Source organism: Pseudarthrobacter sp. TE9888 (assembly GCF_056279345.1).
This window is the reverse complement of the sequence record NZ_JBWBRD010000002.1, coordinates 224,767-239,781: the sequence shown is the minus strand read 5'-3', so window position 1 is coordinate 239,781 and position 15,015 is coordinate 224,767. Positions and strand designations below refer to the sequence as shown.

The 15,015-nt window shown below is 66.6% G+C and carries 17 protein-coding genes; 6 read left to right on the top strand and 11 right to left on the bottom strand.

Annotated features, from left to right (window positions below; genetic code table 11):
- Positions 1-97 precede the first annotated feature (97 nt).
- The 7 genes from ACZ9J7_RS01655 to ACZ9J7_RS01625 all read right to left on the bottom strand — a co-directional run bounded on the left by ACZ9J7_RS01655 (position 98) and on the right by ACZ9J7_RS01625 (position 6,810).
- Positions 98-316, bottom strand: a complete 219-nt coding sequence (locus ACZ9J7_RS01655; protein ID WP_141159734.1) for an NF038396 family protein — start codon at positions 314-316, stop codon at positions 98-100.
- A gap of 4 nt (positions 317-320) precedes the next feature.
- Entirely contained in the window at positions 321-905 is a 585-nt protein-coding gene (locus ACZ9J7_RS01650) for a dihydrofolate reductase (RefSeq protein WP_366366999.1), read from the bottom strand.
- Entirely contained in the window at positions 902-1,705 is an 804-nt protein-coding gene (locus tag ACZ9J7_RS01645) for a thymidylate synthase (protein WP_476206463.1), read from the bottom strand. Before ACZ9J7_RS01645 ends, ACZ9J7_RS01650 begins: the two co-directional genes overlap by 4 nt.
- A gap of 44 nt (positions 1,706-1,749) precedes the next feature.
- Positions 1,750-2,718, bottom strand: coding sequence for an NUDIX hydrolase (locus ACZ9J7_RS01640; protein ID WP_476206461.1), 969 nt, complete (start codon positions 2,716-2,718; stop codon positions 1,750-1,752).
- Between the two features lie 11 nt (positions 2,719-2,729).
- The gene (locus ACZ9J7_RS01635) at positions 2,730-4,979 is read right to left on the bottom strand and encodes an RNA degradosome polyphosphate kinase (protein ID WP_476206460.1); all 2,250 of its coding nucleotides are present in this window, start codon (positions 4,977-4,979) and stop codon (positions 2,730-2,732) included.
- Positions 4,980-5,109: 130 nt separating this feature from the next.
- Positions 5,110-6,078: a mycothiol synthase gene (gene mshD, locus ACZ9J7_RS01630; protein ID WP_476206458.1), complete on the bottom strand. Its 969-nt coding sequence runs from the start codon at positions 6,076-6,078 to the stop codon at positions 5,110-5,112.
- Between the two features lie 33 nt (positions 6,079-6,111).
- On the bottom strand, positions 6,112-6,810 hold the full coding sequence (locus tag ACZ9J7_RS01625; protein WP_133345752.1) for a winged helix-turn-helix transcriptional regulator: 699 nt from the start codon (positions 6,808-6,810) through the stop codon (positions 6,112-6,114).
- A gap of 339 nt (positions 6,811-7,149) precedes the next feature.
- On the opposite strand from ACZ9J7_RS01625, the gene ACZ9J7_RS01620 reads away from it, so the two are divergent.
- The 6 genes from ACZ9J7_RS01620 to ACZ9J7_RS01595 all read left to right on the top strand — a co-directional run bounded on the left by ACZ9J7_RS01620 (position 7,150) and on the right by ACZ9J7_RS01595 (position 12,582).
- Entirely contained in the window at positions 7,150-7,917 is a 768-nt protein-coding gene (locus ACZ9J7_RS01620) for a permease (protein ID WP_476211789.1), read from the top strand.
- Positions 7,918-8,090: 173 nt separating this feature from the next.
- Positions 8,091-8,699 carry a nitrobindin family protein gene (locus tag ACZ9J7_RS01615; protein ID WP_476206455.1) on the top strand — a complete coding sequence of 203 codons (609 nt, stop codon included), beginning with the start codon at positions 8,091-8,093 and terminating at the stop codon, positions 8,697-8,699.
- 41 nt (positions 8,700-8,740) lie between these two features.
- Positions 8,741-9,478 carry a flavodoxin family protein gene (locus ACZ9J7_RS01610; RefSeq protein ID WP_476206453.1) on the top strand — a complete coding sequence of 246 codons (738 nt, stop codon included), beginning with the start codon at positions 8,741-8,743 and terminating at the stop codon, positions 9,476-9,478.
- A 22-nt stretch (positions 9,479-9,500) separates the two neighbouring features.
- Positions 9,501-10,583, top strand: a complete 1,083-nt coding sequence (gene ygfZ / locus ACZ9J7_RS01605) for a CAF17-like 4Fe-4S cluster assembly/insertion protein YgfZ (protein ID WP_476206452.1) — start codon at positions 9,501-9,503, stop codon at positions 10,581-10,583.
- On the top strand, positions 10,583-11,008 hold the full coding sequence (locus ACZ9J7_RS01600; RefSeq protein WP_476206450.1) for an ankyrin repeat domain-containing protein: 426 nt from the start codon (positions 10,583-10,585) through the stop codon (positions 11,006-11,008). The genes ygfZ and ACZ9J7_RS01600 overlap by 1 nt, the downstream gene beginning before the upstream one ends.
- Positions 11,009-11,061: 53 nt before the next feature.
- Positions 11,062-12,582 carry a DHA2 family efflux MFS transporter permease subunit gene (locus ACZ9J7_RS01595; protein WP_476206448.1) on the top strand — a complete coding sequence of 507 codons (1,521 nt, stop codon included), beginning with the start codon at positions 11,062-11,064 and terminating at the stop codon, positions 12,580-12,582.
- Here ACZ9J7_RS01595 and ACZ9J7_RS01590 read toward each other — a convergent pair.
- The 4 genes from ACZ9J7_RS01590 to ACZ9J7_RS01575 all read right to left on the bottom strand — a co-directional run bounded on the left by ACZ9J7_RS01590 (position 12,544) and on the right by ACZ9J7_RS01575 (position 15,015).
- Positions 12,544-13,260, bottom strand: a complete 717-nt coding sequence (locus tag ACZ9J7_RS01590; RefSeq protein ID WP_476206446.1) for a GNAT family N-acetyltransferase — start codon at positions 13,258-13,260, stop codon at positions 12,544-12,546. The two genes, ACZ9J7_RS01595 and ACZ9J7_RS01590, sit on opposite strands and share 39 nt — an antisense overlap.
- A gap of 27 nt (positions 13,261-13,287) precedes the next feature.
- Positions 13,288-14,313 (bottom strand): ATP-dependent 6-phosphofructokinase, encoded by a 1,026-nt coding sequence (locus tag ACZ9J7_RS01585; protein ID WP_159631345.1) that lies wholly within the window; start codon positions 14,311-14,313, stop codon positions 13,288-13,290.
- A gap of 183 nt (positions 14,314-14,496) precedes the next feature.
- Positions 14,497-14,754, bottom strand: coding sequence for a PspC domain-containing protein (locus ACZ9J7_RS01580; RefSeq protein WP_141159747.1), 258 nt, complete (start codon positions 14,752-14,754; stop codon positions 14,497-14,499).
- 3 nt (positions 14,755-14,757) lie between these two features.
- Positions 14,758-15,015, bottom strand: coding sequence for a hypothetical protein (locus ACZ9J7_RS01575; protein WP_476206443.1), 258 nt, complete (start codon positions 15,013-15,015; stop codon positions 14,758-14,760).

Below are 15,015 nucleotides of genomic sequence, written 5' to 3'. Positions count from 1 at the left end.
ATTCATCCAGCAGCCCCCAGAGTGCTGCGTGCCCCAGCCTAGGCCAGGAGCGGGCCGGCCGCGATGGGGTGGTCTCCCCATGCCGCTGCTGTAAGCGCTAGCCCTGGTCTGACTGCTCCAGCACGGCTGCCTTCCGCGCGCGCAAAGCAAAGAACGCCCCAAAGGTGAACACCTGGGTGACCACCACCAGCACGATGGCCCCGGCGATCTTGTTCCCGCCCAGGATCATGGTGAGCCCCACGATCGCGGACAGCAGTGCAAGCAGGGGCAGCAGCATGTAGCCCAGGACGAACAGGGTTTCCGGTTTCTTCAGCATGTTCCTAGCCCTCGGTCCGTGACCATTTAGTGAATCGGTAGCGTGTGCCGTTAGCGGCCGTCAGCCACCCGTCCGGCGGGACGGAGGCGGTGGCCTCCCAACTGGTGCCAAGCTCCGGGGCGAAAGTGTCGCCGTCGGCCTTCACATCGATGGTGGTGACCACCGCAACGTTGGCGAGGTCCGTGGACTGGCGGAAGACGTCCCCGCCGCCCAGGATCCAGACGGTCTCGCCGCCGTCGACAAACTGCGACTCAAGGAGCGCGTCATCCAGGGAGGGAACCACGACGGCGCCCTCCGCCTCGGGCGTGTTGGCCCAGCTTTTCTGCCGGGTGATGACGATGTTGGTGCGTCCGGGCAGCGGACGGTACTTGTCCGGGAACGACAGCCAGGTCTTGCGGCCCATGATGACCGGGTGGCCGGTGGTGAGCCGGGTGAAGTGCTTGAGGTCCTCGGGCAGGTTCCAGGGCATGTCCCCGTCCTTGCCGATGACGCCGTCGGAGGTCTGGGCCCACACCAGCCCGACGCCGGTGATGGATGCGGCCAGTTCCTCCGTGAAGGACTGGGGGTCAGTGAAGTTTTCGGTGCTCATACGGCAATCGGTGCCTTGATGGTGGGGTGGTGCTGGTAGCCCAGCACTTCAAAGTCGTCGAGCGTGTAGTCGAAGATCGAGGCCGGCGTGCGGGTGATTTTCAGCTGCGGGTACTCGTAGGGCTCGCGTTCCAGCTGCTTGAGGACCTGGTCCATGTGGTTCTCGTAGATGTGCACGTCACCGCCGGTCCACACGAATTCGCCCGGTTCCAGGCCCACCTGCTGGGCGACCATGCAGGTCAGCAGCGCGTAGGAGGCGATGTTGAAGGGGACGCCCAGGAACATGTCAGCGGAGCGCTGGTAGAGCTGGCAGGAGAGTTTGCCGTTGGCCACGTAGAACTGGAAGAACGCGTGGCAGGGCGGGAGCGCCATGTCATTGAGTTCGGAGACGTTCCACGCGGACACGATGTGCCGGCGGGAGTCCGGATTCGACTTCAGGTTCTCGATGAGTTCAGCGATCTGGTCGATGTGGCCGCCGTCCGGGGTGGGCCAGCTGCGCCACTGCACGCCGTAGACCGGGCCGAGGTCGCCGTCCTCATCCGCCCATTCGTTCCAGATGGTGACGCCCTGGTCCGTCATCCACTTGATGTTGGTCTCGCCGCGCAGGAACCACAGGAGCTCCACCGCCACTGACTTGAAGTGGACCCGCTTGGTGGTGATCAGCGGGAAACTCTTGGAGAGGTCAAAGCGGATCTGGCGCCCGAAAACGCTGGTGGTTCCGGTGCCCGTGCGGTCCGATTTATGGGTGCCGGTGGCCAGGACATCGCGCAGGAGGTCTTCATAAGGCGTTGGGATGCTCACGACTCAAGTCTACTTTGAAAGCCTGGAGGCTCAGGGAGGCCGGGCTAGTCGTCAAAGGGCTTGAACTGCTCCACCGCTACAACGCGTTTCTTCCCGCCGTTGGCCACATGGCACACCACCAGCTCGCCGGGCGAGAGGTATGGCTCGTGGGCCGGCAGCAACTTGGCGAGGTGTGAGGGCATGTGGGCGGCCAGTTGCTTCAGCACCGTGGGCAGGGCGGGCCGGTGGGTGCAGACCACCACGGGTCGTTGCTTGTCCACCAGGGACTCGATGACGGCAGCGGTCTTCTTCGGGCTGCGCTGGTGCTTATGCTCGGTCAGCCCTTCTGCCAGCTTCACCTTGGCCCCAGTCGCGCGAGCGTAGGGGGCAACGGTGGCGACGCAGCGCAGCCAGGGGCTGCTGACCACCCGCATCGGCTTCCAGGCCTGCAGGAGCCGGCCTACGGCCTGGGCCTGACGCGACCCGGTGGCCGCCAGCGGACGCTCACCTTCGGCCTTGCTCCAGGATGCGCGCGGCTTGGCTTTGGCATGGCGGAGCACCAGCAGGGGCCACGTGTCCAGCTCCCCGCGCCCGTGTGCCTCCTGCAGATGCGTCAGCGGTACGACGTCGGACGGGTTGGACAGCAGCCGGGCCGCCTTGTCGGGGGCGCACCACATGACGCTGTCCACTTCCTTGCCGTCCGGAAGCAGGCTGTCACCGTTGACCTTCACCGCCCAGTAGTGGACTACCTTCAGGCCTGAGGCCACGTGGTAGTGGATGGGCGGCAACGGGATGCCAAGGGGCGCCTTCAGCCCGATCTCCTCCCACACCTCACGGACGGCGCACTCAGGGACGGTCTCGCCGTCGTCGATCTTTCCCTTTGGCCATGACCAGTCGTCATAGCGGGGCCGGTGGATCAGCAGGACCTCAAGTCCGTCCCTGCCGGCGCGCCAGGGAATGGCGCCCGCCGCAGTAACGGCAATGGGTTCCCCCGGGTGGTCAGTCTGGTCGGCTACGAGTGCATCGCTCGACAACGCGGCGGCCCTTATCGCCGGCTCAGGCTGCGTTGCCGCGGCCGGGACGCCAGCAGCCAGGACTGGACGTCTTCGAGGGGCTTCCCGTCCTCGGACAGGTGGTGCCGGGTCCAGTGGCCCTCGTTATCAAGATGCCAGCTGGAGGTCTCCGGATCCATGTAGCGCTGCAGCAGGTCAAGGACGTACGTGATGTCATCCGCGCTGGCCAACTGGACCAGGGCCTCCACCCGGCGGTCAAGGTTGCGGTGCATCATGTCCGCGGACCCGATGTACACCACGGGGTCCCCGCCGTTGGCGAAGGCGAACACCCGTGAGTGCTCCAGGAACCGTCCCAGGATGGAGCGGACCGTGATGTGCTCGCTGAGGCCGGGAACGTCGGGCCGCAGCGAACAGATGCCCCGGACCACCACGTCCACTTTGACGCCCGCCTGGGACGCGCGGTACAGCGAGTCGATGATGGCTTCGTCCACCATCGAGTTCACTTTGATCTGCACGTGCCCGGGAATTCCGGCGCGGGCGTTGCGGATCTCGGTTTCGATCCGGTCGATGAGGCCGGACCGCACGGAACGGGGTGCCACCAGGAGGCGCTTGAAAGTCGATTTGGGGGCGTAGCCGGAAAGCTGGTTGAACAGCTTGGAAAGATCCTGCCCCACCTGTTCGTCGGCGGTCAGCAGGCCCAGGTCCTCGTAGTACCGTGCGGTGCGCGGGTGGTAGTTGCCGGTACCGATGTGGCAGTAGCGGCGCAGGCCGTCCACTTCCTGGCGGACCACCAGGGACAGCTTGCAGTGTGTCTTCAGGCCCACGATTCCGTACACCACATGGACGCCGGCCTGCTCCAGTTTGCGGGCCCACGAGATGTTGGCCTGCTCATCGAACCTGGCCTTGATTTCCACCAGTGCCAGCACCTGCTTGCCGGCCTCCGCGGCGTCGATCAGGGCATCCACGATGGGGGAGTCCCCGGAGGTCCGGTACAGGGTCTGCTTGATGGCCTGGACCTTCGGGTCTGCCGCGGCCTGCTCCAGGAACGCCTGCACGGAGGTGGAGAACGAATCGTAGGGGTGGTGCAGCAGGATGTCCCGGCGCCGCATGGCGGCAAACACGTTGGCGGCCTTGGACGTTTCGGACTCGTTCAGGTACCGGGAGGTGTGCGGGACGTGCTTGGGATAGTGCAGGTCCGCCCTGTCAATGCCGGCTATGACGGACAGGCCCCGCATGTCCAGCGGTGCGGGCACCGAGTACACCTCGGACTCTTCGACGCCCAGCTCACGGATCAGCAGCGCCCGGATGTTGGGGTTGATGTCGTTGGTGACTTCCAGCCGGACGGGCGGCCCGAACCGGCGGCGGAGAAGCTCCTTCTCCAGGGCCTGCAGGAGGTTCTCGGCGTCGTCTTCCTCCACCTCCACGTCTTCATTGCGCGTGACGCGGAAGGTGTGGTGCTCCAGGACTTCCATGCCGGGGAAGAGCTTGTCCAGGTGGACGGCGATGACTTCCTCCAGTGCGATGAACCGTGCCACCCGGCCCGGCACCGCACCGGCGCGGGGACCGTCAATGGAGATCAGGCGCGGCAGCTGGTCCGGGACCTTGACGCGGGCGAAGAGCTCCTTGTCGCTAACGGGATTCCTGACCACCACGGCGAGGTTCAGCGACAGGCCGGAGATGTACGGGAACGGGTGCGCCGGATCCACGGCCAGCGGCGTGAGGATGGGGAAGACCTTTTCCGCGAACATGACGCTGAGCTGCTGCTGGGCGGCGTCATCGAGTTCCCCCCACTGCATGACGTGGATGTGCTCGTACGCCAGCGCAGGCCGGATCTGCTCGGCGAAAACCTGTGCATGCCGCTGCTGGAGCCGGTGGGCTTCTTCGCTGATCCGCTCCAGCACCTCGACGGGGCTGAGCCCGGCAGGGGAGGGGACGGCCAGCCCGGTGGCGATGCGGCGCTTCAGGCCTGCCACGCGCACCATGAAGAATTCGTCCAGGTTGGAAGCGAAGATGGACAGGAAACTGACCCGCTCCAGCAGGTGGAGGGTGGGGTCTTCTGCCAGTTCCAGCACGCGGGAATTGAAGGCGAGCCAGCTCAGCTCGCGGTCCAGGAAACGGTCCGGCCGGATGTCGCCCTCGGGCTGCAGGTTCGGCGCGAATTCAGGGATGTCGATGCGGTCCTGCGTGGCCCTGGATGCCGGTACCTCGGAGGAGCCGAAGCGGGCCCGGACAGGCACCGCAACATCCTGGGACGTGGCTGTTCCGGACGGTTCCGGGTTCATGGCTTCTCCTTTAGCTGGCGCTCCGGTGCCGGCGCTTCCGCCCCGCGCGGCTCCATTTCAACCTTACAAGCATTCACCGGCCCCACGGCCTTTGTTTTACGCCGCGCCAGGGATTGCTCCGGCCTCCCGGCTACCCGGCGGCCGGGCCGTACATGACATCCATGTCCCAGCGGCTGAAGCCGAGGCGCCTGTACAGCGCTACGGCCGGAGTGTTGTCCGCATCCACGTACAGCATCACACCGGCCAGTCCTTCGTCGCGGAGGTGCTTGATGCCGGCAATGGTCAGTGCCTTGCCCAGTCCCATGCCCTGCGCCTCAGGTGTCACGCCCACCACGTAGACCTCGCCGATGGCCGGGTGCGTCCCATGGCGGGGGTGGACCTTGGTCCAGTGGTACCCGAGCAGCCGGCCGTCCCGGTCCTCGGCCAGGAGGAAGCCGGCCGGGTCAAACCAGTCCTCCGCCATGCGTGCCTCGAGGTCGGCCCTGGTGAGGCTGCCCTGCTCGGGGTGGTGGGCGAACGCTGCCCGGTTGGCTGCCAGCCAGGCCTCTTCGTCCTTGCCCGGAACGAACGCCCGGATGGCCACCCCGTCCGGGAGGCCGGCGTCGGGCAGGTCCGCGCCCGCCGTCGTCATCCGCATCTTCCACAACTCGCGCACCGGCGCGTATCCGTACCGGGCGGCGAGGTCGGCAGCGGCTTCGTGGTTGCCATGCGACCAGGCGTTCAGCCCGTTGAAGCCCCGGACCTCCTTGAGCGCGCCCACCAGCCGGTCCGCCACACCCTGGTTCCGGTAGGAAGGATGGACGGCGATTTCCAGGATGCCGCTCCCGTCCGGCTCCTCAACCACGACGGCGAACCCCGCCAGGTCCTGCCCGGTCGCCGGATCGGAGTCCTCGTCAGGAGCGTAGAGGGCCAGCGTCAGCAGGCTGTGCTCCGCCGAGTCACCGGCGCGCATGGTCACCAGGGTTTGCTCGGAAATGGAAGGATTGCCATCGGATTCCTCAGCCGCGGCCAGAAGGTCGCGGCAGTCTTTCAGCAATTGCTGGTCCACTCCGCCCCGGACGACATGGACGGGCCACTTCTGCGGATGCGCTGGAGTCATGAGCCAAGGCTATACGCCGGTGGCGGTCCAGGCTCAGGCCTCGGTGAGTTCATCTTCCTGCTGCCGGACCAGCGTAAGGCGGTAGCCCACGTTCCTGACGGTGCTGATCAGGTTCTCGTGGTCCGCTCCGAGCTTTGCCCGCAGGCGCCGGACGTGGACGTCCACGGTGCGCGTGCCGCCGTAGTAGTCGTAGCCCCACACCTCAGTCAGCAGTTGCTGCCGGGTGAACACGCGGCCAGGATGCTGCGCCAGGTACTTCAGGAGTTCGAATTCCTTGAAGGTCAGGTTCAGCGGCGCCCCGTTGACCCGGGCCGTGTAGCTTGCTTCATCAATGACGACGCCGGCGGCACGGATTTCGCTGGGCGCATCTTCCTGCTCGGGCACTGCCCGGGCGACGGACAGCCGGATGCGGGCCTCCACCTCGGCGGGGCCAGCGGAATCGAGGACGATGTCGTCAACGGCCCACGCGGAGGACACCGCCGCCATGCCGCCTTCTGTCAGGATCAGCACCAGCGGGGCGCTGAGGCCTGTGGCCTTCAGGAGCTGCGTGAGGGAGCGGGCGCCCACCAGGTCCTTGCGGGCGTCCAGCAGGACAATGTCGCAGGGATCTGTTTCAAGGAGGGCCGTGGGTTCGGCGGGGAGGATATGGACCCTGTGGTTCAGCAGCTCGAGGGCAGGCAGGATGTCCACCGAAGAACCGGTGCTGTTGGTCAGTAACAGGATGTGCGACATTGTTCCTCCAAGGGCTGTCCGCGCATCGTTGGGCGACTGAACCGGATTCCCACCGGCCGGTACTGGCTCCTGCGGAAGGTTTTGGACCGTCAGCACGCCGCCGGCCAGCCACCTCAGCAGGGAGCGTAGCTGAGCTTTGAGTATACCCGGCAGCCCCTCCCTGACCACAGATTCGGGACGTGGACAGGCACGTTTTGCGACATATCCAGTTCACATAAGGCAGGATTGGACCAGGGCGCACCCGCCCTGCCATGAGGGGGCAGACCTGCCTTCCGGCCGACCGCCAGGATGGGAAAACAGCGCAGTGAGTGCACCGACGAAGCACAGGCCGGGCCACGCATGACGGCGGAACTGCAGGCCCCCGCGCGTTCACTCGGCTCCTGGACCGTCGGCGTCGTCGGGATCGCCGGCCTCATCGCCATCATCGCCGGGGTCTACGCCTCGCCGGAGGCACTGGTGGTGGTGGGGATCGTGATCGCCGTGGCGGTGGGCATCGGTTGGCCGCACTTCCTCCGCATCCCCGCCAAGAAGACCCTCGCCGCCGTCATCGCCCTGCCTGGTGCGGGCGCCGCGGTCGCCGCCGGGCTGGTGCCGGCCCCCGGATACCTGGACTGGACGCCGGGCTTCGTGGCCCTGGGAATGATGGCGGTGTTCGTGGTGCAGCTCATCCGCGGAACCGGGCAGGCGCAACGGCTGGAATCCACCCTGGGCTGCTGCGCCGGTGTCCTGCTGTCCTGCCTGGGGGCAGGCTGGATTGCCGGCTCCCGCTTCAACGGTGTCCGCGAGATGCTCCTGGTGGCGGCGATCAGCGCGGCAGTGGCCCTGCTGGCCGGGCTCATCCGCTGGCCGGACAGCATTGTTGCTCCGCTCGGAGTGGTGCTCGCCGGCCTGGCCGGTCCGCTGGCAGGGCTGGTCCTGTCGGACATCGCCGTCCTGCCGGCAGCCATCTTCGGCGTGGTTGTGGGTGCGGTGCTGGCGAGCTTCCGGCGGCTGGCCACCCTCCGCGGCGCTCCGCTGAACATCCTCGCCGCCCTGGGCATGGGACTGGCCCCGGTCTCGGCTGTTGGGTCCCTGGCGTACTTCATAGACAAACTACTCATCTACTAACGGGTTAGGATGGCACCATGTCCGTACTTGCTTTTGAAATCTTCTTCCTTGTCCTGCTCGGCATCGCGAGCCTGTCCATGGCCTGGTTCGCCGGCTTCGTGGTCTACCGCCTCTTCAAGGGCCAGCAGTAGCCACCCCGTTCACGGGACCGGCCGTAGCTGGAGGTAATACCAATGCCCATTGAGATTCCTACAGACCTGACCCCCGAGCTCGTCCCCCTCTCCTGGCTCATCGGTGAGTGGGAGGGCCGGGGGCGGCTGGGCAGCGGCGACGAAGACTCCGAGCACTTCCTGCAGCACGTCTCCTTCACCCACAACGGCCTGCCGTACCTGCAGTACCGTGCCGAAAGCTGGTTGACCGACGACGACGGCACGCGCCTGCGTCCGCTCACCGTCGAGACGGGCTTCTGGGCGCTGGAGCGCAAACAGCTCGACGCCGACGGCGGCCCCGGGCTGGTGCCGGCAGACATCGTTCCGGTGCTGAAGAGCGCCGACGAGGTCGAAGCGCTGCGCAACAAGGACGGCGGCTTCGACATCTCCGTGTCCATTTCGCACCCCGGCGGAATCTCGGAGCTGTACTACGGCCAGATCAAAGGGCCGCAGATCCAGCTGACTACCGACATGGTGATGCGCGGAAGCCACTCCAAGGACTACAGTGCAGCCACCCGGATCTTCGGACTGGTGGACGGCAACCTGTTGTGGCGCTGGGACGTTGCCACCGGGGGTGACGCAGGAAAAGGGCTGGAGGCACACGCCTCCGCGTTCCTGCACCGGGTCTCATGACCAGTTAGGGTCCTCCGGATCCAAAAGAGGGGAGCGGCACCGTGGAAGAGAGCACCGTCGAAGCAGCAGGATCGCCGGCTGATTACAGCGACCTCAAAGCTGTCTTCTTCAACGGCACGCTGAAGAAGACGCCCCAGACGTCCAATACGGACGGGCTGATCCGCATCAGCCGCCGGATCATGGAAAAACACGGCGTCAGCACCACCGTGATCCGTACGGTGGACCACGACATCGCCAGCGGTGTCTACCCCGACATGACCCAGCACGGCTGGGCCACCGACGAGTGGCCGCAGCTGTACCCGGCGGTCAAGGAAGCCGACATCGTGGTGGTGGCCGGGCCCATCTGGCTGGGGGACAACTCGTCCCAGACCAAAAAGCTGATCGAACGCCTCTACGCCCACTCCGGTGAACTCAACAGCAAAGGCCAATGGGCGTTCTATCCCAAGGTCGGCGGCTGCCTGATCACCGGAAACGAGGACGGGATCAAGCATTGCGCCATGAACGTCCTCTACAGCCTGCAGCACATCGGCTTCAGCATTCCGCCCCAGGCCGACGCCGGGTGGATCGGGCCCGTTGGCCCTGGTCCGAGCTACCTCGATGAAGGCTCCGGTGGTCCGGAAACTGACTTCACCAACCGGAACACGACGTTCATGACCTGGAACCTCCTGCACCTGGCCCGGACCCTCAAAAACGCCGGCGGCTATCCCGCCTACGGAAACCTGCCCAGCGAATGGGCTGCCGGGACAAGGTTCGATTTCGAAAATCCGGAATACCGCTGACCTCCAAGGACTTCTACTTCATATGACTACGCCAAGCCCTCTGTTGTCGCGCCCCGGTGCCGTCGAGGCCACCGGCCCCGACGCCGGAGTCGCCGCCCACTATGGCGAGCCGCTGCGCGAGCAGCGCGCCCTTGCCGCCGGAACTGCCGTCGTCGACCTTTCCCACCGCGGCGTGGTCACCGTTACCGGGCCGGACAGGCTCAGCTGGCTCAACACCCTGTCGTCCCAGCAGGTGGCAGCCCTGAAGCCGGGGGAGTCCAGCGAACTGCTGCTCCTCAGCGTCCAGGGCCGGATCGACTTTGATGCCCGGGTGGTCGATGACGGAGAAACCACCTGGCTGATCGTCGAGGCAGCAGAGGCCGCCCCGCTGGCCGAGTACCTCAACCGCATGAAGTTCATGCTGCGGGTGGAGATCGCCGACGCCTCCGCGGACTGGGCCGTGGTGGGCAGCACGCGGACCGTACCGGACTGGGCCGGGCACCTCGCGTGGCAGGACCCGTGGCCGCACGTTTCCGCGGGCGGATACTCCTACGCCACCGTTTCCGAGGAGAACCACCCCGGCCTTGAACGTCCCTGGTTCGAGTACCTCATCCCCGCCGCAGGGCTCGAGGACGCCGTTGCCGGCCGGCCCTTGGCCGGCGTGCACGCCGCCGAGGCCCTCCGGGTGGCCGCCTGGCGCCCCCGGATCGGCGCCGAAACGGATGACAAGACCATCCCCCATGAACTGGACCTGCTGCGCACCGCCGTGCACCTGGCCAAGGGCTGCTACAAGGGCCAGGAAACCATCGCCCGCGTCCACAACCTCGGGCACCCGCCGCGCCGGCTGGTGTTCCTCCAGTTGGACGGATCGCAACACACCCTGCCCGCTGCCGGCAGCCCCGTCATGGCCGGGGAGCGGAAAGTGGGGACCGTGACCTCGGTGGCGCAGCACTACGAGATGGGCCCCGTGGCGCTGGCGGTCATAAAACGTTCCGTGGCCCCGGATGACATACTGACGGTCCTGGACGGCGATGAGCCGTATCCGGCCGCCCAGGAACTCATCGTCGCCCCTGACGCCGGCCAGGTTGTGGGACGCCAGACCGGATTCCTGAGGGGGCCACGCTGATGACCGAGAACACCACGCCCGTCCACGCCGGGGCGGAGGCAGCAGAAGGGCACGACGACGACGCGCTGGCTTTGGCGCAGACCCTCTTCCAGGCTGCCCGTGAAGGGAACGCTGCGCTGCTTGGTCCCTACCTTGAGGCCGGCGTGCCCGCAACCATGACGAACGCTGCCGGTGACTCCCTGCTGATGCTCGCCGCGTATCATGGCCACGCCGAAACCGTGGAGCTGCTGCTGCAGCGCGGCGCCGATGCCAACACCGCCAACGACCGGGGCCAGACGCCCCTCGCCGGAGCGGCATTCAAGGGCTACACGGACGTGGCCCGGGTCCTGCTGGGCGCCGGAGCGGATCCGGACGCCGGTGCGCCGTCGGCCCGGGCCGCCGCGCAAATGTTTGCCCGCACGGAGATCCTGGACCTGCTGGGCTGATCTTCCCGGGTTTCCGCCCGGACACCAAAACAAAACTCCAGAAGGATGACCGAGTGGAAAACGTAGAAAAGCCGTGGCCGGCGCTGTGGTCCCTGGTGATCGGGTTCTTTATGATCCTGATCGACAGCACCATCGTCTCCGTGGCGAATCCCCGGATCATGGAGGGACTGCACGCCGATATCAACTCGGTGATCTGGGTGACCAGTGCCTACCTGCTGGCCTACGCCGTCCCGCTGCTCATCACGGGCCGCCTCGGTGACAGGTTCGGCCCCAGGCGGCTGTACCTGCTGGGCCTGGTGGTGTTCACCCTGGCCTCGCTCTGGTGCGGCCTGGCCCAAAACGTGGAAACCCTTATCGCCGCCCGCGTAGTGCAGGGGCTCGGAGCAGCAGTCATGACGCCCCAGACCATGGCTGTCATCACCCGCATCTTTCCCCCTGACCGCCGCGGTTCCGCCATGGCCATCTGGGGTGCCACGGCCGGCATGGCAACCCTGGTGGGGCCCATCCTGGGCGGTGTCCTGGTGGATGGCCTGGGCTGGGAGTGGATCTTCTTCATCAACGTGCCCATCGGCGTCGTGGGCTTCATCCTGGCGATGCGCAACGTCCCGGCACTGAGCACCCACCCGCACCGGTTCGATATCCCCGGTGTCCTGCTGAGCGCCGTCGGGCTCTTCCTGCTGGTCTTCGGCATCCAGGAAGGCGAGACGTACAACTGGGGCACCATCACCGGACCCATCAGCGTCTGGGGACTCATTATTGCCGGCCTTATTGTCCTGGCCGCCTTCGTGGCGTGGCAGCGCGTCAACAAGGGCGAACCGCTCCTGCCGCTGGGCCTGTTCCGGGACCGGAACTTTTCCCTCGCCAACCTTGGCATCACCATGGTGGGGTTCACCGTCACATCCTTCAGCCTGCCGCTGATCTTCTACTACCAGTTGGTCCGCGGCCTGACGCCCACCCAGTCGGCACTCCTGATGGTGCCCATGGCGCTGATCTCGGGTGGCATGGCACCGGTGGTGGGCAAGATCGTGGACCGGGTCAACCCGAAATACCTGGCCGCCGGCGGCCTGACATTGATGGCTGTCGCCCTGGTCTGGAACGGCCTGCTGATGCAGCCGGACACACCCATCCTGTTGTTCCTGCTTCCCAGCGCAGTCCTGGGCTTTGCCAACGCCGGCATCTGGGCGCCGTTGAGCACCACCGCCACCCGCAACCTGCCGCCACGCCAGGCCGGTGCAGGCTCAGGCGTGTACAACACCACCCGGCAGTTCGGAGCGGTGCTGGGCAGTGCGGCCATCGCCGTCCTGATCCAGTCGCGGCTCGCCGCCGAACTCCCGTCCGGCGGCCCTGCGGCATCAGCCGGTGAGGGGATGGCCATGGGCGGTACCCTGCCCGGGTTCCTGCAAGCGGGGTTCTCGACGGCGATGGCCCAGTCGATCCTGCTGCCCGCCGCCGTGGTGCTCGCGGGTGCGGCTGTGGCCCTGTTCTTCGCCAAGCCCAAGCCGGTCCAGGACTGGGGCGCCGCGGGCAGCCAGGCGTCAGCGAAGGTGGACGCTGGTCTGGATTCCGCCGGCTGACAGGCCCAGCTTCCGGGCAAGTGCGAGGCAGCCGGTGTTGCTGACATCGGCCCGCCACTGCAGGGTCAGCCCGGCGGCCAAGGCCTCGTGGGCGGCGATGGAACCCGCCAGCGCGCCCAAGCCGCGGCGGCGCCAGCCCGGGTCCACCAGGACTCCCATGTTGGCCAGCAGGCCCTCCCACTCGCCGTAGGCCCCGCAGGCCAGGGGCACGCGCCTGCCGTCCAGTTCATGGACGATGGTGTAGCGGTTCTCGAGGTCGGACAGGCCCACTTCATTCACGTCATCCGGCGGGCACCTGCCCTCCAGTTCGATCGCCTCCGGGTTCCCATGCGACACCGTCAGTTCCTCCGAGGGCTGCTGGAGCGGAAGGTCGTCGGCAAAAAACAGGGCCGCGGCGCCCAGCCCGTGGCCACCCTGGTCCCTGGTCAGTTTCAGGAGGGTGACGTGCTGGGCCATTTCCTCGTCGGGGATTCCCGCCGCGGTGTCGATAACGCTTCGTGGTCCCACCAAAGCCGAGCTTCCGAACAGCCGCACGAATTCGACAGTCCGGGCCGATTCGTCGGCCCGGACAATCCGTTCCCCGGACGCCAGCGCGTCACCGAATGCGTCGTCTTCAAGGCCCAGCCGGCGCGCCCACGCCAACTGGATGATGGCCGCTGAGCCGGGATCGAGTGTCATGGTCCCAGCCTAGGGCGGCCCAGTGACTTAGCCGAACAGGACCGCGGCCTCGTCGTAGCGGTTTTGCGGGACGGTCTTGAGCTGGCCCAGGGCCTCCTCGAAGGCGACATGCTGGATGTCGGTACCCTTCAGCGCCACCATGGTGCCCCAGTAGCCTTCCACCACGGAGTCGATGGCGGCCATGCCCAGCCGGGTAGCCAGGACCCGGTCGAAGGCTGAGGGGACGCCGCCGCGCTGGATGTGCCCCAGGATGGTGGCGCGGGTTTCGATGCCGGTGCGGGCCTCGAGTTCGGGCGCAAGCTGGTCGGCGATGCCGCCCAGCCGCGGACGGCCGAAGGTGTCCAGGCCCCGCTCCGAGTGCGGGCTCTCCATGTGCTCGGGAACGAACCCTTCAGCCACCACCACCAGCGGCGCGCGGCCGCGGGCATGGGCTTCATTGACCCATTCGGTGATCTGCTCGATGCTGACCTTCTGCTCCGGGATGAGGATGGCGTGCGCGCCCGCAGCCATGCCGGCGTGCAGGGCGATCCAGCCCACGTGGCGGCCCATGACCTCGGCGATCATGCAACGGTGGTGGGATTCACCCGTGGTTCGGAGCCGGTCGATGGCCTCGGTGGCGATCTGGACGGCCGTGTCGAAACCGAAGGTGTAGTCGGTGGCGTCGAGGTCGTTGTCAACGGTCTTGGGGACACCGACGATCTTCAGTCCGGCGTCGGTCAGGCGCTTGGCAGCTGCCAGCGTTCCCTCACCGCCGATGGCGATGATGGCATCGATGCCCAGCCGGTCCATGTGGGCTTTGATGGCCTCAGGGCCGCCGCCGTTTTCGAACGGGTTGGTGCGGGAGGTGCCCAGGATGGTGCCGCCCTGCTTGGCGATGCCGCGGACCATGGTGCGGGGGATGTCGATGATGTCGCCCTCCACCACGCCCCGCCAGCCATCCCGGAATCCGACGAATTCCTGGCCATGGACGGCGATGCCCTTCAGTACCGCGCCGCGGATCACGGCGTTCAGTCCGGGGCAGTCGCCACCGCTGGTGAGGATTCCAATTTTCATGTTCGGCTCAAATCCTGGGAAGAAGGTTTACAGGCAGAGCGCCACGCTGAGCTCACCTAGAAGTGTAGTTGGGTGTGTGGGGTACGACACAAACCGGTTACATTGGGCCCGGCCGCCGGGGACACGGCAAGGCCCCGGCCCCGGAGGATGATTCCCCAGGGCCGGGGCCTGAAAGTGCGGTGGTCAGGGCCGGTTGAGCGACCGCCGGTCCAGGAAGGTCTGCAGCAGGATTTCATTGCGCTGGTCCGGGATGATGATCCAGGCCAGGAGGTAGAAGACCACTGCAGGTCCGGGGAGCAGGCACAACAGGAGGAAAGCGATGCGGACATAGGCCACGTCGACGTTGAGCTGCGCCGCGATTCCTCCGAGTACTCCACCAACCCAGCGCTGCGGTCCGCGCTTCAGGCCGAAGCCCCTGACAATGCTGAAGAACTTATCCATGGTTCAAGACTTCCCTGTAGTTGGTTGGTTGTCACGTTTCCGGGCTGAGAGCAGGCCGCCCACCACCAGGGCCACGCCGGCGCCGATCATGAGGCCGATCAGGACGTAGGTGCCATTGAGGGCGACGATCCCCAGTTGGGCCACGATGATCAGCGCGGCCAGCGCCAGGACGATGAGTCCCCACACCACCGTTCCCACCCTTGCCGGTGTCGGTCCGGCCGTGTCGTGGCCCGCCGTCGTCGGAATGTTGCTGTTGTCCAT

Coding starts and splice junctions, on each gene's coding strand:
- ACZ9J7_RS01600 (WP_476206450.1), top strand. CDS start 10,583: ATGACCGAGAACACCACGCCCGTCCACGCCGGGGCGGAGGCAGCAGAA.
- ACZ9J7_RS01580 (WP_141159747.1), bottom strand. CDS start 14,754: ATGGATAAGTTCTTCAGCATTGTCAGGGGCTTCGGCCTGAAGCGCGGA.
- ACZ9J7_RS01585 (WP_159631345.1), bottom strand. CDS start 14,313: ATGAAAATTGGAATCCTCACCAGCGGTGGCGACTGCCCCGGACTGAAC.
- ACZ9J7_RS01620 (WP_476211789.1), top strand. CDS start 7,150: ATGACGGCGGAACTGCAGGCCCCCGCGCGTTCACTCGGCTCCTGGACC.
- ACZ9J7_RS01650 (WP_366366999.1), bottom strand. CDS start 905: ATGAGCACCGAAAACTTCACTGACCCCCAGTCCTTCACGGAGGAACTG.
- ACZ9J7_RS01575 (WP_476206443.1), bottom strand. CDS start 15,015: ATGGACAACAGCAACATTCCGACGACGGCGGGCCACGACACGGCCGGA.
- ygfZ (WP_476206452.1), top strand. CDS start 9,501: ATGACTACGCCAAGCCCTCTGTTGTCGCGCCCCGGTGCCGTCGAGGCC.
- ACZ9J7_RS01655 (WP_141159734.1), bottom strand. CDS start 316: ATGCTGAAGAAACCGGAAACCCTGTTCGTCCTGGGCTACATGCTGCTG.
- mshD (WP_476206458.1), bottom strand. CDS start 6,078: ATGACTCCAGCGCATCCGCAGAAGTGGCCCGTCCATGTCGTCCGGGGC.
- ACZ9J7_RS01625 (WP_133345752.1), bottom strand. CDS start 6,810: ATGTCGCACATCCTGTTACTGACCAACAGCACCGGTTCTTCGGTGGAC.
- ACZ9J7_RS01635 (WP_476206460.1), bottom strand. CDS start 4,979: ATGAACCCGGAACCGTCCGGAACAGCCACGTCCCAGGATGTTGCGGTG.
- ACZ9J7_RS01615 (WP_476206455.1), top strand. CDS start 8,091: ATGCCCATTGAGATTCCTACAGACCTGACCCCCGAGCTCGTCCCCCTC.
- ACZ9J7_RS01590 (WP_476206446.1), bottom strand. CDS start 13,260: ATGACACTCGATCCCGGCTCAGCGGCCATCATCCAGTTGGCGTGGGCG.